Below are 24,229 nucleotides of genomic sequence, written 5' to 3' on the forward strand. Positions count from 1 at the left end.
GTGACAGTCAGCTATTAAAACAGCCCGGATTCGGTTAGAGCCTGCTGCAAAGGCTCTGTTACGCCTATGGTATTTGCCCACCCCCACAGATAACTAAAATCCAGGCTTTCACCCTGCAACTTCATCACCCCTAAAATATCGCGCCATTGCTTTTGCGACTCGTTTCTGGTCATCTTAAGCCAAACTAGCTTTTGCAGAATAATGTCCTCAGCCGAACAAAGATAGAAAGCAGCATCTGTTTTATCTTGAGACTTATAGAGTAAACGACGTGACATCTTAGAGCGGGAGAAAGCATCATTTCTCAGAATAAAGATATCGGCTTTTTCGATTGTGGCTTGATGAATAGTATTAAAAGAAGAAGTTCTACCTGATAGAGCGTCATCAACTGCTACATCGCTGATATAAAACTCTCCCGACATCTCATTAATTAATAAATCGGCTTGCGATCGCGTCAGATCCGCTACTAGATCTAGATCTTCCGTTGCTCTTATCTCTCCCTGTAACGAACTAGCAACCGAACCGCCTACATAGTAGGGAATAGCCAATCTATCGAAAATTCGAGCGATCTTTGCTGCCAGCCACAGAGCATCTTCTAGCATTAGTTCTCCATCATAGTTAGTGTCAGTCATATGATTAACTCTTTCTTGCCATGCTCTGCGCCTGATGTAATGCTGACGGATTGTGCGACCGTTCGCATGGGGGAAGTCGTGCTGAATGCCAAGTAAAGCATATTGGTGGCATTTCCAGTTGGCTCTTTGAACGAGTTGTCCGCGTTCGGTCATTGTTTTATGCCGCAGCAGGTCAAACAGCACTAGCTCGGCTTCGACGCTGGTATCGGCTGACTGGGTTTTGTATCCTACGGGCGGCATACTGTTATGTCGATCGCGTCGAACTATCTATCTCTTCTACTTTAGCCTCTGGGATGAACGATCGCGATACCTGTTTGGGCAGAGCCAAAAAGGCGAAATTGCGGCGCCACCCAATGGCAGTTATGACTAATGCTATGACTGTAATGCCACTACCGATCCAGTCAGAGAGCGTGCCCAGGTAACTCACCTCCACCAGATGTTTCCCGGCTGGCACGGTCACCTTTAGCTGTCCCATTTGCGTCACCTCTAGGGGCACAAATTTGCCATCAATTTGGACAAACCAGGCAGGATAATAAAGCATCCGCAATAACAACTCCGCAGTCGCTGGAGCGTTAACTGCAAACCGTCGAAATCCATATCCCCACTGCAAAATTTGGACATCGGCTACGCTACCTGATGCGACAGAAACTAATGGTTGATTGCGTGGAGGCGGGATGGGAAAACTTCTAGAGATATCAGTGCGATATTCTGGGACATCGCCCAGGGCAACACCGTCCGCATATAACCTGTGCCAATCGAAGAAAGGCTGGCTGCTACCGTCGGTATTTGGCTCGATCGGGAACCGTTTCTGCATAATTGCCGCCTCAAATTTATTGAGGAATGCTCCATCATACCAAGCCCGATTTGCGAGTTGATTGGTAATCCTAAACTGTAGGATTGAAAGTAGAGCGATGACTGTGACGATCGCTACCTGCTTGAGTTTGGGTTGCCAATTCCCTTTTGCGATCGCGATTTGGAGTTTGTATAGGAGATAACCGCATAGCAGGGGCACCGTCACGACTGTAATGGCAAACCAGCGCCACGAAAATTGGATGCGCTCTAGTAATAAATGGGATAATGGATAGAGCCAGCCCAACACGTCCGTCATCATCAGAATTGCCAAAATACTGCTCGGCAACCAGAAGCGAAAACCTGCCTCTAAAATGGGATCGATTGCGGGATCGGATTGATTTGACGTACTGGTAATAGATTCAGTGATGCGATCGCGATCGCGCCAAACGCGATATAACCACCAGCCACTCGCCAGAGCGATCGCGGCGATTGCACTCCACCACACGGGTAAGAGGACGGGATCGAACCAGTGATCGGAAAATTTGGGATGTAAGGATAGAACGCCATCCACAATCAGGCGATTTTGCGGGCGATACTCGGGATCTTCCGTCACGAATTCGATGTAAACAAAGCTTTGATCCAGTAGAACGGGTAGCAGGAAAAACGCCGTACAACCAAATGCCAGTATGGCTCCGCTGTAACAGCGCCTGACATTAACTCCCAAAGAAGCGCTCGGGGAAGTGCGATCGCTCATTACCCAGGGATAAAAGACCCACACAATCGTAAATATCACCAGCGTGGGCAGATGAGACAGCGCCATCAAGCCATAACTGATAATTAAAGCCAGCAGCGGATAGCGGCGCTCTGGCAAGTCAAGCGCGCGCTGTGTTGCCCACAGTACCCAAGGGATAAACACAATACCCCATACCTCCGCGATCGCGGCGCGATGGTACATATCCACCGCCAGATAGGGTGACATCATCCCCAAACCGCTAACGACTACAGACAGCCACACTGGGAAAAAGCGACGACTGTAAAGATATAAACCCAAGCCCAAAATGACAGCAGCCAGCCACATGCTGGCAATTAAAGAACCGAGCAGGTTAAACCCCAACACCCGAAACGGTAAAGTCATCACCATGCAGATGGGTGGATAAAAGGCAAACGTGGCATTACCAAAGCCAAAATTCGATGACTCCAGCCAACGGGGATAGAACTGCCCGCCCAAAAACTGCTGCTGATACTGAAATGCCCAACTGAGGTTAAATTTAGTCGAGTGCCCGATCGGGTAGTTGCGCAAAAGCATGGGCGCGATCGCGAGCAGGGCAACAATCGCGATCGCCGATGCAACAACAATGTAATGTGGTTTGTAATTTGTTTTCAGTTCCGATCTAGCGCTAGTGTCATTCATTAATCGCAATTTCTAAAACTGTGAGGTTATTTGTATTAGGGGCAGCATCCAGGCGCAGGGTAAAATCAATAGCCATAATTAATAATGTGCTGAAACCTAGCCCATTTATTAAAGAGTACTCTGTAAAGTTTTCCCAAATTAGAACATTGTAAGTACAGTTATTTGACAGTTTATACGGGCAATGCTAAAAGCAATGTACGCTCGTGCCAATTTTTATAGAGGTTTTGCGCTTAGATTATCAGTAATAAAATCATAGCGTTTATCCATCGGTCGATTTAAGTTGGGGATCGTTACACCGTAGCCCTCTCTGTGCTTGAGTTTCTTAACATGGAGTTAAGTTATGACTGCTTTTAATTTAACTTTTTTATTCGCAGGTTTTTTGATAGCCACAGCCCTGTGCGTATTTGTTTTTAAATTAGTTGCTAAATGGGACATTCTGGATCGATTAACTGAGAAGCTACTAGTTGCAATATTGCCAGTTCCCTTGCTAATCGTCACTGGTTGGATATTCAACGATATTCTCGGCTCGTCTTGGGAAATGTGGAATGGAGCGCGCCTCGCTCCCACGATTGGTTTAGTACATGGCTATAAGCTTTATTACGGTATCGATCCGGGGCCTATACTCGGCACTGTATACACGCCTTTGAATTATTTAGTCTATTTACCAGCCGCGATCGCTTCATCTCCCACTGTGGCAATCTTGATTGGTATATCAATCGCTATGGCTTTCTATTTTCTGCCCGTGGCCTGGTTATTGCTGGGAGAGTATCTGGATACATATCGTAAGAAGGGGATTGCCCTGGCAAGCTTTGTGGGCTTTTGGTTTCTTATTTACTTAATCTATGAGATTAGTGGGGGAGGGCTAGCTTCGATTTTTAGTGCGATTTGTTATTTTTCTGCACCTTTACTATGGCTGAATTCCAAGCTTTTGCTAGAAAAATGCAGAGCAGTAATCTTTGGAATTTGGGGGTTCGCACTTTTTTGCTTATTTACATACTATTTCGAGTCTCTAGCAGGTGTCTTGCGCCTCCATGCCGATGCTCCTGCCCTAGGAATTAGCGCTTTAGCCGGAGCGGCTCTCTATTTCCGCGATGAGAAAAATAACTTTCGAGCGCTGGCAATTTCAGCAACTGTAGCGATCGCGGCATTTTGGACAAAACAACAAGCTTTGCCGTTAATTTTTGGTCTGAGTACCTACGTGTATTTGGCAGATGGCAGGCGTTGTTTCTGGCGTTATTTAGCTTGCCTGGGAGTAGCGGCTGTCAGTATATCTACCGTATTACTGCTCGTTTTCGATCCAAAGCAGTTGATTCTTAATGCTTTTACATTTCCCAGTAATTTACCTTTAACTGGCGAACCTAAGGAAGTCTTGTTCAATGCTTTTAGGGAAATCGTGCAGCAGTCAATTCTATTCGTGACGATCGTAGCTTTTCTCGCACCCCACTTAAATCCACCAGTGAGAGAAGATCGGCTGCTATCGTGGCTGATTTACAACCGTTGGGCAATGTTTTTAATCGTCGCCTTGTTCGCGATCCCAAGTGCCTTATTAGCTCGCACTAGAATAGGCGGCAATTTTAACAATCTCTCTTTTACGGTCTACTTTATTGCGATCGCAGCAATTCTGGCGATCGTCAAAGCAGCTTCTATGCCGGAATTGCAGCGTTCCGTGCAAACTGTGGTTCTGTGTTTGTCCGTATGCCTGTTACTAATTCATGTCCCCTTAACTGTTAATACTTTCAACACCTTGCCCAATCAGAAAGCTATTTTAGCTACCAATCCCCAGGAATATTTCTATCGATACGCTAAAGCAAATCCCGGCAAGGCGTTTTTCCCTTGGGTACCTTTAGCTAATGTCATGGGAGAAGGAAAGCTATATCACTTCGACTATGGAGTTACGGACAGGATCCTCTCTGGAGGTGAGGTCAGCGAGCAAGCATTTCGCGCGGGCATTCCGAAGGATATGAAATTCCTGGTTTATCCCGCTGCTATTCCTTCCCACATTGGCAATGTCGAAGAAACTGGGGTAATGAAAGCAGTCCGTAAATATTTGCCCGATGTGTCTAAGTCGCCAGTTGAGTCAACGGAGATTAAGTTGCCAGGGTGGCAAGTTTATACCTCACCCTAAATGGCGCGATCGCTGCCTGATTGAGATCTTTATCTAATGAGGTTTACGGGAGAAGATGCATCTATTTTTGAGAAAGTGGGTAAAGTCACTGCTAAACATTTAACATAATCAAGTTTAGGTAGTGCGATCGAGCATATTATTAGGGGTTCATTACTCGTGGTACAGCTAAAGTTACAGCTAAATAAGGCATTACAGATAGCGAAAGACTCGCGCTTACAGCAAGTTCTGCTGTTTACGTTCAACCTCAAACTCATATTTCTAGGGTTTGCCAATGCTCTGTTTGACTTTGCGTGGGCGCAACCTATTCTCGGTCATACGATCGCTGACATGTGGTATTGGGTTGGTTTCTGGCAAAAGACACAAAAAGGCTTAGTCCCCTATGTAGATTTTGATTATGTCTACCCACCACTTTCAGGTCTGCTCTACTGGTTCTTGGGGAATTTTATCGACCTGACTGAGGGTAGGTGGAAGTCGATTCTATTTACGCATGGCGCGTTCATGTCGCTGCTGGATGTAATTAACGCTGGGTTAATCTACTTAATTTTGAAAGAGATTAACCCCAAACGCGCCAGGCTTCTGGCAATTTTATTTGCGGCATCCCTAACCAGCCTGTTTCTTGCCCCTGTTCGTTATGAATCAGCCGTAGTGACCTTTGCCCTGATTGGCTATTGGTTTCATCTCAAAGACAAGCCATTCTGGGCTACGTTTTTCTGGTCGTTAGGATGCTGGCTCAAGTGGTATACCTTCTTCTTTATCATAGCTGCCGAAGTTAAAGCTTTCTGGATCGACAAAAAACGCAGTCAATGGCTGCAAACTATAATTACCTTCACAGCTATAGCGGTTTTACTAAACCTTCCCTTCATGCTAGCCTGCTGGAGCAAAAACGGTAATTTGAACAACTGGCTCACTACTTACACATTTCACACCTCGCGACCGTTCTCTTGGGATACGCTACTGGGCTTGGGGGTACTGTGGTTTGGGAATCCCCCCTTGGAAGGTCTGGCAAACAACAGCACGGTCATTCTCATGACTCTAGCGATCGTACTCAGACCCGAATTAAAACTTGAGTATAAAGGGGTACTGATATGCATTGCCTCTATCTTTTTTAATCGCATCTACTCGCCACAGTTTCATCTCTGGTTCTATCCATTTTTAATGTTTGTGATAGCACAGGAAACTGATAAAAGATGGCGGTGGTTTCTGTGGCTTTATCTGGTAGTAGATTTGATTAACGTGATTGTCTTTCCCATCTCGTTTGCCTACGCGATCGAAGAAATGAAGGGACTTGGCGCTCTATTTGCCAGAGAAAAGGGCAAAATTTGGACAGTTGTTTATACGCTGTCAATTATTAGCCGTACGTTCCTATTGGCTGGAATCTCAGGTTTAATTTTGCGTACTCGCTACCGACCCGAAGAACAGTCAACCCAGTTGGCTCTTGATTTGCAGTCCTGATTTACATATTGCCATGTCTAACGCCCAAACTTTCTGGCTGGAAAATCTCAAACTAGCAGATAACTACAATAATTGGATCTTTGCGCAGATATTGCCTCACTTAGGTAACTCCGTGATGGAAGTTGGTTGTGGCAACGGGAACTTCACAGTTTTACTAGCCGAGCATTGCGATCGCGCGATCGCCGTAGATATGGACACCAGCTATGTCGCCCGCGCAAAATCTCGCCTGGCTCATAAGCCAAATGTCAATGTCATACAAGCTGATATCACTCAGACCCACTGGCGATCGCAATTCGACTCTAAGTTTGACTCTGTAGTGATGTTGGACGTACTGGAGCATATTGAAGATGACGTGGATTTGCTGCGATCGCTTTCCGACTACCTGCAACCGGGCGGCAAATTGGTTGTCAAGGTACCAGCCCTGGAGTGGCTTTATAGTCCTATGGATCGAGAGATCGGTCACTATCGGCGTTATAGTAAAGCCAGGCTCAGCGAAACATTTAACTCCGCCGGGTTTGCTAATCCCAGCATTTGGTATTTCAATATGGCTGGCATTCCAGGCTGGTGGTTCAATGGTAAAGTACTGGGTCGCACGACCCCAGGCACAGAGCAAGTCGGTTTATTTAACAAACTGGTGCCGATGTTTCAGGGCGTGGAAAACGTATTGCCAGTTCCCACAGGCCTGTCTCTTTATGCCGTGGGCACAAAGATGTAATACCAATTCCCTGGGGCAGTGTCTTGTGCCTGCCCTAAACCTCTAGCAATTACGAGAAATCTCCTACATGCTTTCATGAAACCCAAAGCCCATGAGTAAACCTATGTTCTAGCAATCCCTGCACGGCTAAAGAGAGCAGACTGAGAAGTATTAACAAGAATGCAATTGGTATAGTCACCCGCTTTTGCTTAAACATCTGTGGGAAAGGTATAACTGTCAAGAGATAGGCGATCGCTAAGACGAGTAAAACATAGGTAGGGAAAGAGTGGCGGATCATGCTGCCCAAAGCCCGATTTGCCATGCCTGTGGCTGAGATATAAAAGATCGTCCAGCTACAAAAATATAGACCCAAGCGCTGTTTCCAGGTCTGGTCTTTTTTAAGGGTGGCGATCGCGATCTCAACGAGCAGGCAAATGAGGAAAACACCCAGACTAAATGGGATAGTTAGACGACTGAATTCATCGCTGTAGGGAAAGTGCAAGCCACCAAACTCTGCTAGTTTCAGGTCTGGATCTAGCCCCCGCGAAAATAATTTTGCCATCCATTGAAAAAACCACGGTCTGGATAACACAAAGTAGTCGGGAATGACCCACCAGCCATTGCGAGTGCTTTGCATGTAAAGATCCCAATAGCCAAATCGCCATTGACAAAAGACAAAGAACAGCAAACCACCCAGCATTGAAATAGCAGCGATCGCAAAATACTTGAGATTATCTTTCACCCAGACGCGCAGACCTGAGAGGCTCCACTGGGGCTTGGGTCGGTTAATTAAGGCAATCAAAGGGAAGAGAGCCAGTGGCAAGCCAACCAGTCGAGTGGCCGACATCATAAATCCACTAATTGCTGCCCATACCCAGGCTGACTTTTGGGGTGCATCTGTCCAATAAATCAGTCCCATTAAACTGACCAGGAATAAAGGCTCGGAATAGGCGGCAACTAAGTAAAACGAGCCTGGATGTACTAGAATCGCCACAATGCTACCCACGACGAGCTGCTTGGGAATTTGCAGGCGATCGAATAACAATAGTAAATACGTCCAGAATCCCCAGCCTGCAAGCTGAGCTGTTAGCAATAAGGAGTGTTCTGTAGATAGTTTGAGAATTTGTTGAACCAGGAAAGCTAATGCTGGATAGCCAGGAAAAAAAGAAACATTAGAATACTTCCCCCACTCGCTCATGTCCGGTGGAATCGTAGTGAAATATCCGTTATTAATGATATTGGCGTACCAGAGGCTGTCCCATTCAAATAATGTGAGATACGACTTAGCCAGCGAACTCCTGCCTGATAACCAGCACGCAACGGCTATTTGCAGCAAGGTAATGGCTAATGCCCACAAACTAGCTTGAACTACTACTTTAGAGCTAATCTTAGCCCAGTTCGGCTTATTTGGATCGTTGGGATGGCTCGGCGATCGCAATGCAGAGTCTAATTTTGTTTCCATGTTCGCGTAGTTCTTCCTATCAATCTCAATAATTCCACAATTGTTAAGATTAGCGATCGGGATCGCACGATTTAGTTGATGTGCTTTATTTACGAGCATTATGGCCAGGTTTAGCTAAAAGTTGTCGCTTTTTATGGATAGAGTTCCGACAAAACCTGCACCGACATCAACTATCTGGCGTTTTCACTTCTGTATTCGTAATAGTATTAGCCAGAAGTGTTTGCGCTTGCAGAGGTTTGCGCGCCCAAAGGTTGTATTTCAAGATGCAATAAATTGCCCTGAACCCGTCTTTCCAGCCAATCTTCTTGCCCTCCTGATACGTGCGCCCGTAGTATGAAATCCCCACTTCATAAATGCGGCAGTCCATTTTGGCTACTTTAGCTGTAATCTCCGGTTCAAAGCCAAACCGCTTTTCCTCAATCTCAATTGCTTGAATGACTTCGCGGCGAAAGGCTTTGTAGCACGTTTCCATGTCTGTAAGGTTGATATTTGTAAACATGTTGGAAAGCGTAGTTAAAAACTGATTGCCCACCATGTGCCAGTAGTAGACCACGCGGTGCGGCTGACTGCCGACAAAACGCGACCCAAATACCACATCGGCTTTACCATCGACGATTGGTTGCATCAGCACGGGATACTCCTGCGGATTGTACTCCAGATCCGCATCCTGCACGATCGCTATATCCCCCGTTGCCAAGGCAAATCCCGTCTTGAGTGCTGCCCCCTTACCCATATTTTTGTCATGGAAAATCACCTTATCTACGATTGGCACGATCTGGTCTGCTAATATTTCCCTGGTGCCATCGGTAGAACCGTCATCCACTATGATAATTTCGCAGTTTTCTACAGGTGATGCCTTAATCGCTTTTACGACCGTAGAAATCGTTTTAGCTTCGTTATAGCACGGTACAATGACGCTTAGCTTCATCTGCGATACCAATGCAATCCTCCTCCAAGCTCGTACAATCTTTACCCAGGACTATTTATTTCTGGCTACCCATGCTGGCCATATGCTTAGGCTATAGCTTCTTGGGACGCTACTGGCGCGTTGTTTATGTTAATTATATTAACCAGGACTCGCCGACTAGATTTACTCTAATGCTAATCATAATGGCGATCGCTGGCATATGGTCTTTGCCAATTGGGTTTGGGGGAATAATCGGGGCTGTGGTTGCCATAGTCTATACTTTTGCCACTGAGGGGACGAATACAGGCTTAATTGCCCTCGTTGTAGCTGCTGCGACGATCTGGCTGGGTTTTCAGGAAACCGATACGGAAAAAGATGCAGATCGGCGCATTACCTGGCAAGAATGGCTTGCCTTAGTCGTGACTGCGATCGCACCCTTAGGTTTGGCAGCAGCGGTATTTAGATTTACTTCAGATATTATGTCTGGCGCGATCGTGGGTATAATCGCTGGCGCAGTTACAGTCATCGGTGCCCAGATTAAATCCTCAGCGCTGACCCGCAAACAGGCATGGCAGCTATTTACCGCACTGGCGATCGCCAGTTTAGCGATCGGATTTATTTACGGTATCTTTACTTATCGATACCTGCCGCCCGGATAAAGTTTTAAATTTTAAGACTCTGTCATCTCGTCTGGCACCGTGCGTGCATTTATATGCATTACCATGCTTAATCCCACATTCTCAGGCTAAAGTATGAACTCCATCGAACCAACTAAAATATCGATTAACTTGACGTTAAATCCTAAACGGCTCTCCATCGGGTTTACGATTCTCGTCCTTGCGATTTCATACTTTACTTATTTTCACAACTACGCCTATCCACCAGCAGGTTATTGGGATGAGAGTTACCACATTGCCAGCGCTCAGAAATATTTAAACGGCATTTTCTTTATGGAGCCGCACCCACCGTTGGGTAAGATGCTGCTAGCTCTAGGCGAAAAAATCTTCCACGCTAACCCTACGAATAATGACTTTATCGGTACGGACTTCGCTAAGGACTTACCAGCAGGTTTTTCCTTCGCCGGTTACCGCTTTTTCCCCGTCCTGCTATCCTGGCTGGCTGCCCCTTTACTGTTTTGGGTGTTTCTACTACTAACTGAGAATCATTTTTTTGCCCTCCTCCTCAGCAGTTTCTACCTATTTGATAACGCTTTGATCGTGCATCTACGCGGTGCAATGCTAGAGGGCATTTTGCTCTTTTTCTTGTTATTAACCATACTGTTTTGCCTTTTGAGCGTGAAATGGCGCGATCGCCCCAAGCAACTATTTATTGGTGCTGCCTGCTTTGGTATTGCCCTCGGCTTATTAGTCACCACCAAGGTCACTGGGTATATTGCCCTACTCCTATTGCCAATTGTCCCAACCAGGCTGTGGCCGGACTGGCGGCAAGCACTGCGTTACCTGGGTATTAGTTTTGCTGGCTTTGCGATCGTGTTTGTCACGGTATGGCAGTTGCATTTCTCCATTGCCTCGCACATCAATCCACCCCTCTCCCACGAGGGCTACTACGACGCTTCGCCCGCCTACAAACAAATTCTTGATGAGGGACGCACTAGTTCGTTGCTATCTTTTCCGGTCATGCTGCGCGACTCGTTCAACTTTACGCGCATCTACAACAGCTACGTTCCCAAACTGGATCTATGCCACAAAGATGAAGGGGGTAGCCCGTCGTTCTTTTGGCCGTTAGGCGCGCGCGCCATCAACTATCGTTGGGAAACCCCCGATGGCAATACCTACCGCTACCTTTACCTACAGGTTAATCCAGTAATTTGGGCATTTGGTTTATTGGGTCTGATTTGTTCCGGCTCTTTACTGCTCGGTTCTATGTTTCTGGGCGTGCCGTTACAAAATAGTTTGATTATGGGGATATTCATGTCCATGTACTTGGCGTATATGCTCGTGATGACTCAAATTGGGCGCGTCATGTACCTGTATCACTATTTTCCACCGCTGATATTTAGCTTTTTACTGTTTGGCATGTCATTGGTAGAAATTAAGAAACTATTCAAGTGGGACGTGGGTGACACACCCAAGACCATATTTATGTCCGTAGCGGTTGTCTTTATCTTTTTATCCTACAGTTTCTTTAGTCCCCTCACCTATTACAAACCCATTGACGATTTTGAATTTCAAAAGCGCATGATTTTCCCGCTGTGGCAATTGCGCTGCGTTAAATGCGAACCTCAACCCGTCTTAGTTCTAACTGAACCCCAAGAAAGCAGCCAATCAGCGGCACCAGACCCATCAGACACCTAATTTCTAAATTAATTAAGCCAAAATTTTAACTTTTGTTAAGCTTGCAAACTGGTGTTAATTTCTTCAACATAGTCGGGTACTATCTGGGAGCTTAGTTTTAGGCAGTTATTTTTCATTTGTAACTTTTAAATCTTTGGGCTTTTCTCTAGGGGTCATTAGGGGTAATTATGTCTAATCGAAATCAAAGGCAAATTAACCAATTCTTTGCAAATTTGATCGCCAAAATCAGGAAATGGCTGATTAAAATTGGCAGCCCCTTCAGGATTAGTCGGCGCTTTGTCCGCAGTTTGTTTAACCAAACCAGAGGCACGGGCAAAGCTAAACGCGGTACGCAAATGGGTTTTGTTTTGCCCACAGTGGTAATGGTGACAACCGTCGTCACCCTGCTGGTGGTGCTGATGGTAGCCAGATCCTCAGAGCGCGCCAGAACTGCATCAAACGCTAGAGTCGAACAGGCAGTCAGGTTAGCTACCACCCCAGCGGTTGACCGCGCCAGAATTAAGCTCGATGCTTTACTGAGCGAGCCATCGCTCGGTAGAGGCGCTCCCCCTGATGAAACGCTTTACGACACGATTAAGTCCAGCGAAAGATATACATTTAACGATGAGATCCGCCTCCAACTCCTGAGCGAGTCGCCAGTTGACCTTTCCGATGTAGCTTCGACTGATGCCTATAAGGTTTCCAACACGGCTTGGAAGTACCCCATCGACACGGATAACAATGGTCTGTTTGACTCCATGGCTGTTTACAGCATCCAGTTCAGGGCGCGGCCTCTCACGGCTACATCAAGAGGTGTAGCTGTGACAGAAGCTCGCACGCCACCCATGGATGAAAACAATCTTACGGGTGAGTGTCAATTTGCTTCCGGTGGCGGTCAAGCATCGGGTTGGTTCAATCGCGGTGGCAAGCTCAAAAAATCATTTTTTGTCTATGCCGCTACCGTACCGATTACACAGCTACCCATGCCCGGTGCAACCGCCGATGTTAGTAGATACGAAATTTACAAGGGCAACCAGGGATTTAGCGCCTTAGAGTTGCAGCAAGACCGCGCTCGCGAAGGTCTCAACAATACGTCAGTGTGGTTTGAGAACGATCTGGAGCTTTCGCAAGCACCCGCTTTTCGACTGAATGGCAAGGTGTTTACTAACGCCAACCTGATGATCAGCGCGCGTCCGGGCGACTCCGCACAGTTCTACCAGATTAGCAGTCCTTTTTCTTGTCAATACAAAGAAGAAAATTCGCAAGTGTTGGTAGCAGGCAATGTGGTCTTTGGCGATGCCATGACTATCGATACCAGCACAATTAATCCAGTTGACTTTGACCTCTTCCAAGGTGAAAGTACTCCACCCACTAGCAATACTGCTGACACTAAAATTAATACTAGTACGCGCACCGTTAATAATACTGGGCCGGAAGCGGCATCCAATGACTTTGCTTACACCAGACGCCTCGATGCCCTGGTGCAAGCTGCCCAAGCCCGCACTGTAACGCCTAAATACCCCGACTCAGTACAAGATGACATCGATACCAACGGGGTCTTGGAAGCTGACGCGCTCAGAACCTATTTTAAAAATCGCTTGCGAAAAGTGCCATTTAAGGAAGTATCCTTCGGCAGTAGTGACTCTGTTATTTTGGGTGGCTGGAATTCAACAGGTTCTAATAGTATTGCTAGTTTCCTCAGTGGAACAGGCGGGACATATTCCGGCAGTTCGGTTAACAGCGGTAATGGCGTAGTAGATGTCGGTGGAGGCAAAATTGAATTCGTGCCACCGGAAAAGTGGGTAATCCCACCATATAATGCTGCTCCTGGAGGTTATGCCATCGGGCAGGGTGTTAGTTTTCCAGATGATACTGCCAACTTAACTTTTGCCACTGGTAACCTCCCAGCAACCGATCCAAATACAAGGAAGGCTAATTTTGACAAGCAAGATCGTTTGGGCGATCGCGTTTTAGTCGGCAATAACTTGCCAGCACTGTGGTACAAGTCCGACGAGGCGAACAAATTTGCGGACAGAACCATCGACTACAAGCTCGGTGATAACAAGAACTGGAGCGATACAGGTTTACCACGTACAATTAACACAAGGGTAGATACTCTCGCCGATCTGGGCGATCCAAGCCGAGGAGGTTATTGGGAAAAGCAAGCAGCCGCTTCACCTACATCTGCTGACGATCCTAGTAATATCGATGTCGCTAATCGCACTTGCTCTACTACTGGCGGTTGTAACGAGATTTCACCTGTGCGCGGCGGCTTGCGCGCGATCACTGGCGCGGGGATTTTCAGCCGTCAGACATCGCAGTCTTTTCTACCCGCACCACCCAGTTTGACCAGCGCTACCAATACTAAAATCGATGTGGTTGCTGGAATTGCGATAGACGAATCCAAGCTCAACGCCGATTCAACTTCCACCGATGCGACATTGAAGGCTGGTTTTGTGGTGTGGCCCGACTCCATGCCCATGACAGGTGCTGTGAAATGGAGTGGCAGTGCCTACCAGCGTTGGGATGGCAGTGCCTGGACTACCACAGGTGGTAGCAACACGGACTACAGCAATCCGCTCGATAGCACTGGGGTGGCAAAAAAAGGCGACCTGCAAATGCGGGCTACTGCCGTTTACCACTACAAAACCAGCGTCTACGATCCCCTCACGCCTGGTACGTATCAAACCCCAGTTGCCTGCGTCAGCAGCTACTACGATCCCTCCACAACGGACACAGCTAAAAATGGCAAATACGGCGTTACTAGCCTGCCATATAACTACGATGACAAGGGGCGATCTAACAATGGCATTACCTATGCAGTCGGTCAAACCGCTGTTAACATCACTAGCGGTATTGGCTATGAAAGCTCTGGTACTTACCAAGGGTTCTTTAAAAATGGCAGCAGTTATGGAGAACCAAACCCCGTTGGCACGACTGGGAACCTAGCTGCACGACTGGTTTATCAGGCAAACCTGGTCTATCCCAATGGCAGATTTGTCAACCCGCAGTTGCGCTCCGCATTGTACAAAGCTGCTACCACTGGTAGCGGCAGCATTGCCGCCGGTCAACTTTCCTTGTCAGAACAAGCAGCCGTGGACTCCAGTCTGTGCGCCCTGCAAATTTTGGATGGTACGCTCACGGTCAGCACAACACCCACTAGTGGAGTGAACGTACCGCACGGTACTTTCAAAGAATCTACTTTCCTCGACGGTAGAGAGGTAAAATCGCTCAATCAAGATGAATCTCTCAGCGGTAGCGATCCCAGTCTCTACGACCTCGAAATCGAGCAGCGCCAACCCATAGAAATTCGCGCTACAGATATTGACTTCAATCTCTTGCGCAGTAGCACCGTGGCGGGAGCGATTAATAATGACAGTACGAATGGCATTCCCACCGAATATTTATTGCCCTACAGCGGCATAATCTACGCATCTCGCGATGATGCTCTCGAAGATCTCAGCGACAGCTCGACTACGCTCGATTCGAGGGAACAACTCAGTCCCACCGACTTTCTTCTCGATCCCACCCGTCGCCCCAGTTCGATCAGACTGATTAATGGTTCCAGACTGTGGCGCGGTACTGGTACCTCGCAACCCCCTTGGTCGCAAGCTACCAGGGGCGAAAAGGGCTTGGTGCTTGCCACTAATCTGCCAGTGTATATCAAAGGAAACTTTAACCAGCACACCCAGCAAGAGTTTTCAACACCTCTAGCTGCTGACTGGGATAACTTCTACGATCGCAACGATCTCAATAATAACTTTGCCTGTCGTCCCAATTCTCCCAAGACTGGTTGTTCGACTGGTGACGAATGGCGGGCTGCCACCATCATTGCCGACGCGCCTACGGTTCTATCTGCCAACTCCGTTGATGGTTATCGCATTGATGGCGACTTCGATCTGAGGAATAATGCCGACACCTCATCGGTTAGCAGTACTGTCGCCCAAAGCCGCCTCAGAATGGGTCTGTGGAACAATAACTTTGTTGCCAATACTGACTATCTCAACAGTAATAACATCGGTACGGGTGGTAGCCCGGAACTGTATGCCGATGTGTTCCCTGGCGATCGCAAAACCACTTACCTTGCCAACGGTACCACCCCCGTACAACGGCGCGGTAATTCCTACGAGTACAGTATGGAAATTTGCCGGAAGCTGCCTGCATCGGAGTGCGGGCCTAATGACTGGACGGGTGTTGGCGCTGGAACGACCGTCATGCCTACCCTGGATGGCACTCCCACCGCCACCGAACCCTGGGGTACCGGATCTAATGCTACGCCCAGCAGCTCTTTGCGCTACATTCACCCGGACGATCTGCGCTTCCCGCGTCGCGTTCACTTTATGCGCAGTAGCGACTTGTTTGACGATGGCAGCAAAGCGCTGGTCATGACCAGTACTTGCGATACGGCTCAAGCTAGTTACCCAATTCCAATTGGAGTAACCAACGGCAATGCCGCATCTGGCGGCACGACCTATGGCTATCTCAATACAGCCACAGCTTGCGATGCGGCAGCAAGCTCCGCTTCTGCCAGTTCCGAATCTGCCAGTTCCGAGTCTGCGAGCGTTTCCTCGGCGAGCGTCGCCTCTGTCAGTTCTGCGTCTGCTAGCAGTGCCTCCTCTGTCTATGTATCAGCTAGCGCCTCCACCGCTAGCGAAAACTCTGCCAGTGTTTCTTCGGCCAGCCGATCTTCTGCGAGTTCTGCTTCTGCCAGTGTTTCTTCGGCCAGCAGTGCTTCGCGCAGCAGTCTTTCTGCTGCAAGCGCCTCTGCCAGTAATGCCTCGGCGAGCAGTGCCTCCTCCAGAGCTTCCAGCGTCTCGGCCAGCAGCGCCTCTGCCAGTAGTGCCTCTGCCGCTAGTCTTATCTCTGCTAGTGCTTCGCGTAGCAGTACCTCAGCAGCTAGTAGCGCCTCAATTAGTAGTGCCTCTTCTGCTAGCAGCGCCTCGCGTAGCAGTGCTTCGCGTAGCAGTGCTTCCGCTGCATCTAGTCTCTCAGCCAGCTCCCTCTCGCGCAGTTCTGTCTCTGCTAGTGCTTCACGTAGTGTTGCCTCTGCTGCCAGCAGTGCCTCACTTAGCAGTGCTTCCGCTGCATCTAGTCTCTCAGCCAGCTCTCTCTCTCGTAGTGCTTCAGCTAGCAGTGCTTCGGTCAGCAGTGCTTCCTCTGCCAGCAATGCTTCGGTCAGCAGCGCTTCCTCTGCCAGCAGTGCTTCGGCCAGCAGTGCCTCCTCTGCCAGTAGGGCTTCGCTGAGTGCTTCCTCTGCCAGTAGCGCCTCGCGTAGCAGTGCTTCGGCTGCCAGTGTTTCGGCTAGCAGTGCTTCGGTCAGCAGTGCTTCGGCTGCCAGTGCTTCGGCTAGCAACGCCTCCCGCAGCAGCGCTTCCTCAGCTAGCGTAGCTTCAGCTAGTGCATCTTCAGCCAGTTCGTCCTCGCGTAGCGCCTCGTCCGCCAGTTCGTCTTCGCTGAGTTCGTCCTCGCTGAGCGCCTCGTCTGCCAGTTCGTCTTCGCGTAGTGTTGCTTCTGCCAGCACCTCGTCTGCCAGTTCTTCGCTGGCAAGCTCGATCTCTAGCTCGGTTGCCAGCTCGCGGTCTAGGGCAGGAGCTATGTTGAGACCTCTGACGATCGCAGCAGTAAGCAAACCTAGCTTAGCGATCGCCAGCGGCGGCACCATGCCCAGGCTGCCAATTGCGGCCATGCTCCCTCGCGTCAACATGGATTTAACCAATCCTCTGGCAGCCCTGTATACAGGACCCAAATTGGATGGTACTAGCGCTGCTAAAGATGCGCGATCGGCTCCAGCCAAGGAATATCTAGGTATGACCACTGGCACCAATTCCTTCTTCGGTAAAACCACGCCTTCTACGGTTGCTAGAGCGCTGTGGTATAGAGTGGTAGGCGACCCCAATGACGACATTCTCAGTGGATCTTCTGATGCCTTGGGCGATCCTACTAAGGTGCGCTACGACTCTAGCACCACCAATCGCCCGCTGTATATCTACACGGCTGCACCTGGGGCTGGAAATAGTCTTTCCAAGAGTGCAGCTCCCAAGATATTACTTCCCGATACATTGAACTTTAATGTTGCTAGTAACATTGGTGAAGTAAGTACCTCCGGTACCTACAGTCTCAATGCCACCACTGCACTATCGGCATCGGACTATGCAATTTGTACGACGGGCGCGGGTTCCTATCTGAACAGAGCCAGAAAAACCGCAGATATTGCAGGTAGCGGCTCTTGCAGTGGCTTGACTCAGGCTACAACTTTCCTGGGTGGCTTGAGAAACATTTCTAGCGAAGGCACTGGCTTGCAAGCACTGAAAACTACTAGAGTTATTACCAAAACAAGCATTGCGACTGAAGAAATAGGTCTTGATGAAACTGATGGCTACCCAAATGTATCGGTAGTAGTAGTTAACATGCCAGCCACTATTGCCACCACGAGCGACGTGACATTAACGCTGAAGGATACTAGAACCACCAAGCCCAAAGACACCATGTTTGTTCTGAAGTTACCCAACAGCACGACCATTGGGAAAGCAGACCCAAATCCCTCAACCGCTGGTACTTCCGCTGCCTATGGCTTCAAGATGAAGCTAAATGGGGTCAGTCCGAACAACATTTTCTGGGTAGTGGGTACCAGTAGTTCGGCTACGCTCACCCTGGAAAACACCTCTAAGAAAGATGATGCTAGTGGCAATGCCATACACCGTACGGTTTTGATGGGTAACTTTATCGGTGATGGTGCAGCGCCTACGATCGAAAATAACGTTGAAATTAGAAACGGACGCTTCCTTGGGTTTAGCAACGCGCCAGTAGTAGTTTATCAAGAGGATACAACTACTCCGAAAACTGGCAGCCCTGCTGGTAGTAAGCCCTATCAAGATCCAAACGGCGATCCTAATGCTGCGATCGTCGCTATGACCAGCGATGCCGAACCGCTAGTTTTGCCTGTGCTTCAGGTACACGCACCAGAAGTTGCGATCTCTGCGGCTGGCACGACAACCCTAGCACAGGATGAAGGTGCAACCAACGACGAGGATGCCAGGTGGGTAGAAGTTGCCACCGATACAGAAGTAAATGCCTACTTTGTCGCTGGCAATACACCATCCCGCGCCTTTGTCACGTACTCAGCTTCAACCAACCCCGCTGGGTTCACTGCAGAAACAGGCGGTGGGTTGCACAACTTCATTCGTTATATGCAGAGTTGGAGAAATACTAACTCCCGGATTTCCGGTGGTTTTATCCAATCTCGTCGTAGTGTATTTGCGACGGCACCCTTCTCATCCACTGCTCCTTATACTAACCTCGCCACTGCTCAGGATAATGCTAGTGGTAACAGTAGTGCGATTACCAGCTTGTTTGGTGCTGCTTCTGATGGCATTACCCGGAAATACTATCAATCTCTGACAAACCAGGCGTTGCCTTTCTACCGTCCACCTCAAAGACAATGGGGTTATGATGTTGGGTTACTAACACAGCCTTCTGACCTGTTTGCGCTCAGGTTCTCCAAAGCTTCGCCCGATCCCAACGAGTTCTTCCGCGAAGTAGGGAAAGACGATCCGTATATCCAAAATCTGTTGTGTGCTTTGCAACCTGCTAATGCCACTACCACAGTTACCGATAGTGCTAGAAAAGGTATAGGAACCGATGCCGAAATTGCCGACTATACTGTACGTGCCCTACCTGGTGCTGTTACCTGCCCAACTCCCACATACAACCCGTAGTACGGAGATCGATTATGTTGATGATTAATCGGAAAAGCGACTTAGCCACCCAAGCGCGAGGGCAAAAACTCAAGCACGAGATTGGGAGATCGATCCGAATGCACATCGTTGCATCGTCTGAGGTACCTAAACAATCGGGATTTACGCTGCTGGAATCCCTAATCGCTATGGTTGTGGTCAGTACTTTATTGGTGGGCATCGCGCCCATGCTTGCTTTAACCGTTGCTGCGCGGGTGCAAGCTCGCAGAGTCGATCTAGCTACTCAGGCAGCCAGAGCTTACATGAATGGCGTGAGGGCAGGCTCGATTACCGTTCCCGCTGTCCCCAGCGGCGTGACTGCCACCACGACCGCCATCAATTTGTACAACGCTGCTGCTCCAACTACTGCACCTACAGATAGTTCGACCAGGGTAGATACCAATGGTAATGGATTTTCATTCGACGATCCTAACGATCTGGTCATTCAGCCAATTCGTAACGGGCAGACGGTCAGTACTACGGTTACAGAGGCTGATGTCAGAAAACGCGGATTCGATCTAGTAGTCAGGGTCTATCGTGCTGATGCTTTTAATTCTTCTGGAACTGCAATTAGTACGTTGCAGAAAAACTCACCTACTTCTAGCGCCACTGCTTCCCCCTTTACCGGCACTCTGGGGTCGCGGACGGCACCTCTAATAGTAGCCTCTGCGAATGCGATCGACTCTACAACTAACATGAGCGATTACGCCAACTGCAATCCTAACGATGCTGATGCTACTATTGCTGCCAGTTGCCAAAGTCGCCTTCTCGGACAATAAATAGATTTTGTGATTATTTTGCTGTTACTTCTGCTTTCACACTATGCTTTCATAATGAAACCGAACATATGAAAAGGATCTTTTTACAGCGACTATTACTAAGAACTGCCAGAGTTTCTAGAGGAACAAGTGGTTTCACGTTACTAGAGCTGCTGGTTTCTGCCATTATGGCGGTAATTATGGTAACAACGCTGATTACCTTTGCCACTAGCATTTTGGAAACAGATCGCAAAGAGCAGGCTAAAGTTGCCACCCAAGAAGAGATTCAGGCAGCGCTCGACTACATTGCCGATGACATGCAAGAAGCCGTTTATATCTATGATGCCGATGGTATAGCCGCAATTACTTCAGGTACCAATAGTGCAAATAAGTTGCCAACAGGCACTGACAAAACCCCTGTTTTAGTGTTTTGGAAGCGGACACTTTTAGAGCGAGACTCTGAAGTCACTTTAGCCATTGATGGGACAAAGAGGTTAGTTAAATGTCTTGGAGTAGCAACTCCTGCGGCTGATGGCTCTAATTGTTACGGCACCGATCAATTTGTCTATTCGCTAGTTGCTTATTACCTGGTGAAAGACGCTACCCCTAGTGCAACCTGGTCAAAAGCTGCTCGCATCGAAAGATGGGAGGTCAAAGATGGCATTGTCAATCCTAACTGTGCGTCTACGGATGCTACTTGTACTACTGGTGCAAGGCGCAGCGATGGATATCAAACCGTTGATACAAATTATTACTATGTCAAACCAGATAATGGTTTTGTAAGGTTCGATCTGAGTGCCCAAGCTACTACCCTATCAGGCAAAATGAACCTATGGAAAGAGACTGCGGCAGTTGCATTTAATTCCTATAGTGCTCAAACCCTAGTAGACTATATTGACGACACGCCACATGCCTCTAACCAGGATGACGGTAGTGGGAGCGGGATATTGAACATCCCTATTCGTTCCAATGCGACGGCTTTGAATTCGACTAATAATGCCAATTTGGACTGCGAAAGCAACGCAGCCGATAGTAAAGGTGGTACGGGTGGCGGTTCTGTGCGCGTACCCGCAGACTTTGGATCTGCAACTATTAATCCCACAGGCTTAACTAGCTTTTATGCTTGTGTAAATTCCAGGCTAGATCGCCCCGTGGCAAGGGTATTTATTCGAGGCAATGCGCTGGCGCGTTTGTTTGATGACAAGAGTTTCCGTCCGTTAGGCAATGCCAACAACAATACGTTTATTCCCACAGCTAATACCCTGATATTTGGCCGCAGCGTCGTCGTGCCCAATTAGTTCCTAACTAGAGTCCGATCGGCGGTTTAATATTTGGTTACGATTACAGGATAAGGAGAAATATTTTGAGAAACTGGCGATCGCTCATCTCCCATACTTAACAAAACTGCTATGGCAAAGTCAAAATCACCAACGGCAAAGCCTCCTAAAAAAAATGGTCAAAGGAAGACTAAAAATAGATGGTGGATAGCGATCGTCGGTGCTATTCTCCTAGCTGTTGCCATAGTAGCAGTCACCTACATCCAGTTCCCCTGTAGCCTGAGCGATTATTGCAAAAATCCAGATATAGCCAGAATTCTGACCGGACATCAGGGAGACGTGCGTTATGTCATTTTCAGCCCTGATGGCAAAACACTTTACAGTTCGGCACGGGATAATACAATTCGGGTTTGGGATCCGTACTTAGGTATTCAATGGCGCAAACTAGAGGGGCATACCGACTGGGTTTATGGGTTGGCAATTAGCCCAAATGGCAAACTACTTGCAAGCGGAAGCAAGGATAAAACGATCAAAATCTGGAATACCCAAACAGGAGAATTACTGCGTACTCTAACTGGGCATACAGATACGGTTATAGATTTGGCGATTAGCCCGGATGGCAAAACCCTAGCGAGCGGCGGTTGGGATAAAACTGTCAAAATTTGGGATCTAGACAGTGGTAATTTGATAAATACGCTGACAGGTCATACTGATATCGTTCCTGCTGTGATTTTTAGTTCCGACGGTAGCAGAATTGTTAGTGGTAGTAATCCAGAGATTAAGATTTGGGATACCAAAACTGGTCAGCTCCAAAAAACGCTAAAAGGGCATAGCAATCTGGTGCTATCATTGGCTCTCACTCCTGATGGCAGAAAAATAGCGAGCGGTAGCGATGATGCCACAATTAGAATTTGGGATCTCAACTCTGGGGAGCTTTTAAAAACAATTTCAGAGGTAAATAATGTTAAGTCTGTAGCGATTACTCGTGATGGGCAAAGACTGGTTGCTGGGAATACTCTTCCTACAGTTACAGTTAGGAATTTCAATACTGGCGATCTAATTAAAGATTTTAAGTGGCATGACAACATTGTATGGTCTGTAGCAATTAGTCCAGACGGTAAGCGGGCGGTGAGCGGCAGTCGAGATTCAAAAATTATCGTATGGAAATTAGATTAGTCAAATTCCAATAGCATTAAACAGGTATTTGGGAGGTAGTGTGATAAATGAATAATATATTGCGATCGCAACTTCTAAAGCACGTAGCTGCTAATAGTAAATCTAAAGCATCTGGTTTTACCATGATAGAGATACTAGTTGTGGTAATTATTATTGGTGTGTTGGCAGCGATCGCTGGCCCTAACTGGTTAGCATTTAACAACAGACAAAAACTCAACTCCGCCACTAATAAGGTATTTACTGCTCTGAAAAGTGCACAAAGTCAGGCTAAGAAGGAAAATCGTCCTAAAACAGTTACGATCGATGTAGCCAATGGTACGATTACATCTCCCAATGCCCAGGAATCGCTTGATAGTACAGTTAAGATAACTAGCATAACGAGAGATAATCCAACCGTTTCGATTATCTCTAGTAACCAAGCAACAATTCTATTCGATGAAAAAGGCACTCCATATAAATTGGATACTACATTTACTCCCAATACGCGTTCCAAAGACAACCTGATACCTATTCAAATCAAGCTAAAGCACAATTTGATCGGACAAGAGCAATGCGTAACTATTCGGACATTACTTGGCTCAGTTGATACAAATTGCTCTCTATAGCGATCGATAGACGTGAGAACTGACACCCTGTTCTATCAGTTGCTGAAAACCTTTCAATCGCTCCTGTTTGAGCTAACCGAGCAGCCAATTCCCAGTGTAGACGATTATGAGTTTGTTTCTGTCGAAGTAAAAGAAAAAGCGTTTCGATTTGATGGCGTTTTCTTACCCAAAACTGGCGATAAACCGATCGTCTTTACCGAGGTGCAGTCCCAGCGCAAAAACAATTTCTACAGCGCGTTCATGGCGGAGATTTGCATGTACCTCAGCCAGTACGAGCCAGAACAAAATTGGCAAGCGGTGGCCATCTTTGCCCGTCGCAGCTACGACCCTGGTGAAGCCGAGCATTTTCGCGAACTATTTGCCAGTAATCGGATTCGGCGGGTTTACCTGGATGATTGGCAGGAGCGCGAAACTGATTCCTGGGCAATTAAGATCGTGCAGTTAATCGTGACACCATCGGCGACAACTCCTGAATTTGTCGAGAACCTCAAGGCAGAGGTGGAGCAGAGATGTTTGCCAGAGCTAAAGGCGACTGTAGTAGAATTTATGGAGACTGTCCTAGTATATAAGTTCCCTCAGTTAAGCCGGGAGGAGATTCAAGCGATGTTTACATTAGACGACCTGCGGCAGACTCGGGTCTATCAGGATGCCAAGCAAGAGGGTATGCAGCAAGGTATGCAGCAAGGCATGCAGCAAGGCATGCAGCAAGGTATGCAGCAAGGCAGACAAAATGAGGCGCGATCGCTTTTATTACGCCAACTATCAAAAAAGCTTGGCATGCTAAGCGATCGCCACCAAACCCAAATTAATAATCTTACTCTCGCACAAATGGAATCTCTCAGTGAAGCGTTGTTAGATTTCAATGATATTACCGACCTCGATCGCTGGTTGAATGAGAGCTAGGAGCGCGATCG

General features: G+C 47.8%; 15 protein-coding genes. 11 read left to right on the forward strand and 4 right to left on the reverse strand.

Annotated features, from left to right (window positions below):
- Nucleotides 1–14: 14 nt before the first annotated feature.
- The gene (locus PSE6802_RS0109605) at nucleotides 15–869 is read right to left on the reverse strand and encodes a hypothetical protein (RefSeq protein ID WP_019499845.1); all 855 of its coding nucleotides are present in this window, start codon (nucleotides 867–869) and stop codon (nucleotides 15–17) included.
- Nucleotides 870–873: 4 nt separating this feature from the next.
- Complete coding sequence (locus PSE6802_RS28400; RefSeq protein ID WP_019499846.1) at nucleotides 874–2,832, reverse strand: glycosyltransferase family protein; 1,959 nt, start codon at nucleotides 2,830–2,832, stop codon at nucleotides 874–876.
- Between the two features lie 340 nt (nucleotides 2,833–3,172).
- Between PSE6802_RS28400 and PSE6802_RS0109620 the strand changes: the two genes are divergently transcribed.
- From PSE6802_RS0109620 to PSE6802_RS0109630, 3 genes are all read left to right on the forward strand, one after another.
- Nucleotides 3,173–4,957 carry a hypothetical protein gene (locus PSE6802_RS0109620; protein ID WP_019499847.1) on the forward strand — a complete coding sequence of 595 codons (1,785 nt, stop codon included), beginning with the start codon at nucleotides 3,173–3,175 and terminating at the stop codon, nucleotides 4,955–4,957.
- A gap of 156 nt (nucleotides 4,958–5,113) precedes the next feature.
- Nucleotides 5,114–6,409 (forward strand): hypothetical protein, encoded by a 1,296-nt coding sequence (locus tag PSE6802_RS0109625; RefSeq protein ID WP_019499848.1) that lies wholly within the window; start codon nucleotides 5,114–5,116, stop codon nucleotides 6,407–6,409.
- Between the two features lie 13 nt (nucleotides 6,410–6,422).
- The gene (locus PSE6802_RS0109630) at nucleotides 6,423–7,124 is read left to right on the forward strand and encodes a class I SAM-dependent methyltransferase (protein WP_019499849.1); all 702 of its coding nucleotides are present in this window, start codon (nucleotides 6,423–6,425) and stop codon (nucleotides 7,122–7,124) included.
- A 73-nt stretch (nucleotides 7,125–7,197) separates the two neighbouring features.
- On the opposite strand, the gene PSE6802_RS0109635 is transcribed toward PSE6802_RS0109630, so the two are convergent.
- Nucleotides 7,198–8,565, reverse strand: a complete 1,368-nt coding sequence (locus PSE6802_RS0109635) for a hypothetical protein (RefSeq protein WP_156815477.1) — start codon at nucleotides 8,563–8,565, stop codon at nucleotides 7,198–7,200.
- A gap of 166 nt (nucleotides 8,566–8,731) precedes the next feature.
- Nucleotides 8,732–9,493 carry a glycosyltransferase family 2 protein gene (locus PSE6802_RS0109640; protein WP_019499851.1) on the reverse strand — a complete coding sequence of 254 codons (762 nt, stop codon included), beginning with the start codon at nucleotides 9,491–9,493 and terminating at the stop codon, nucleotides 8,732–8,734.
- A 170-nt stretch (nucleotides 9,494–9,663) separates the two neighbouring features.
- On the opposite strand from PSE6802_RS0109640, the gene PSE6802_RS0109645 reads away from it, so the two are divergent.
- The 8 genes from PSE6802_RS0109645 to PSE6802_RS0109680 all read left to right on the forward strand — a co-directional run bounded on the left by PSE6802_RS0109645 (nucleotide 9,664) and on the right by PSE6802_RS0109680 (nucleotide 24,218).
- Nucleotides 9,664–10,131, forward strand: a complete 468-nt coding sequence (locus tag PSE6802_RS0109645; RefSeq protein WP_156815478.1) for a hypothetical protein — start codon at nucleotides 9,664–9,666, stop codon at nucleotides 10,129–10,131.
- 93 nt (nucleotides 10,132–10,224) lie between these two features.
- Nucleotides 10,225–11,787, forward strand: a complete 1,563-nt coding sequence (locus PSE6802_RS0109650) for a phospholipid carrier-dependent glycosyltransferase (RefSeq protein ID WP_019499853.1) — start codon at nucleotides 10,225–10,227, stop codon at nucleotides 11,785–11,787.
- Nucleotides 11,788–11,954: 167 nt separating this feature from the next.
- Nucleotides 11,955–19,481, forward strand: coding sequence for a hormogonium polysaccharide biosynthesis protein HpsA (gene hpsA / locus PSE6802_RS30920; RefSeq protein WP_019499854.1), 7,527 nt, complete (start codon nucleotides 11,955–11,957; stop codon nucleotides 19,479–19,481).
- A gap of 14 nt (nucleotides 19,482–19,495) precedes the next feature.
- The gene (locus PSE6802_RS28415; RefSeq protein ID WP_019499855.1) at nucleotides 19,496–20,278 is read left to right on the forward strand and encodes a prepilin-type N-terminal cleavage/methylation domain-containing protein; all 783 of its coding nucleotides are present in this window, start codon (nucleotides 19,496–19,498) and stop codon (nucleotides 20,276–20,278) included.
- A 68-nt stretch (nucleotides 20,279–20,346) separates the two neighbouring features.
- Nucleotides 20,347–21,555: a hormogonium polysaccharide secretion pseudopilin HpsC gene (gene hpsC / locus PSE6802_RS28420; protein WP_156815479.1), complete on the forward strand. Its 1,209-nt coding sequence runs from the start codon at nucleotides 20,347–20,349 to the stop codon at nucleotides 21,553–21,555.
- A 111-nt stretch (nucleotides 21,556–21,666) separates the two neighbouring features.
- Entirely contained in the window at nucleotides 21,667–22,710 is a 1,044-nt protein-coding gene (locus tag PSE6802_RS28425) for a WD40 repeat domain-containing protein (RefSeq protein ID WP_019499857.1), read from the forward strand.
- A 47-nt stretch (nucleotides 22,711–22,757) separates the two neighbouring features.
- Nucleotides 22,758–23,315 (forward strand): pilus assembly FimT family protein, encoded by a 558-nt coding sequence (locus PSE6802_RS30925; RefSeq protein WP_019499858.1) that lies wholly within the window; start codon nucleotides 22,758–22,760, stop codon nucleotides 23,313–23,315.
- 12 nt (nucleotides 23,316–23,327) lie between these two features.
- Complete coding sequence (locus PSE6802_RS0109680; protein ID WP_019499859.1) at nucleotides 23,328–24,218, forward strand: Rpn family recombination-promoting nuclease/putative transposase; 891 nt, start codon at nucleotides 23,328–23,330, stop codon at nucleotides 24,216–24,218.
- Nucleotides 24,219–24,229 lie beyond the last annotated feature (11 nt).

It is taken from the genome of Pseudanabaena sp. PCC 6802 (assembly GCF_000332175.1).
Classification (GTDB): domain Bacteria; phylum Cyanobacteriota; class Cyanobacteriia; order Pseudanabaenales; family Pseudanabaenaceae; genus PCC-6802.

What these genes read in the sequence shown, in the direction of transcription:
- PSE6802_RS28400 (WP_019499846.1), bottom strand. Translation starts at nt 2,832, where the DNA reads ATGAATGACACTAGCGCTAGATCGGAACTGAAAACAAATTACAAACCA.
- PSE6802_RS28425 (WP_019499857.1), top strand. Translation starts at nt 21,667, where the DNA reads ATGGCAAAGTCAAAATCACCAACGGCAAAGCCTCCTAAAAAAAATGGT.
- PSE6802_RS0109645 (WP_156815478.1), top strand. Translation starts at nt 9,664, where the DNA reads ATGCTAATCATAATGGCGATCGCTGGCATATGGTCTTTGCCAATTGGG.
- PSE6802_RS0109605 (WP_019499845.1), bottom strand. Translation starts at nt 869, where the DNA reads ATGCCGCCCGTAGGATACAAAACCCAGTCAGCCGATACCAGCGTCGAA.
- PSE6802_RS0109640 (WP_019499851.1), bottom strand. Translation starts at nt 9,493, where the DNA reads ATGAAGCTAAGCGTCATTGTACCGTGCTATAACGAAGCTAAAACGATT.
- PSE6802_RS28415 (WP_019499855.1), top strand. Translation starts at nt 19,496, where the DNA reads ATGTTGATGATTAATCGGAAAAGCGACTTAGCCACCCAAGCGCGAGGG.
- PSE6802_RS0109630 (WP_019499849.1), top strand. Translation starts at nt 6,423, where the DNA reads ATGTCTAACGCCCAAACTTTCTGGCTGGAAAATCTCAAACTAGCAGAT.
- PSE6802_RS0109620 (WP_019499847.1), top strand. Translation starts at nt 3,173, where the DNA reads ATGACTGCTTTTAATTTAACTTTTTTATTCGCAGGTTTTTTGATAGCC.
- PSE6802_RS30925 (WP_019499858.1), top strand. Translation starts at nt 22,758, where the DNA reads ATGAATAATATATTGCGATCGCAACTTCTAAAGCACGTAGCTGCTAAT.
- PSE6802_RS0109650 (WP_019499853.1), top strand. Translation starts at nt 10,225, where the DNA reads ATGAACTCCATCGAACCAACTAAAATATCGATTAACTTGACGTTAAAT.
- hpsA (WP_019499854.1), top strand. Translation starts at nt 11,955, where the DNA reads ATGTCTAATCGAAATCAAAGGCAAATTAACCAATTCTTTGCAAATTTG.
- PSE6802_RS0109635 (WP_156815477.1), bottom strand. Translation starts at nt 8,565, where the DNA reads ATGGAAACAAAATTAGACTCTGCATTGCGATCGCCGAGCCATCCCAAC.
- hpsC (WP_156815479.1), top strand. Translation starts at nt 20,347, where the DNA reads ATGAAAAGGATCTTTTTACAGCGACTATTACTAAGAACTGCCAGAGTT.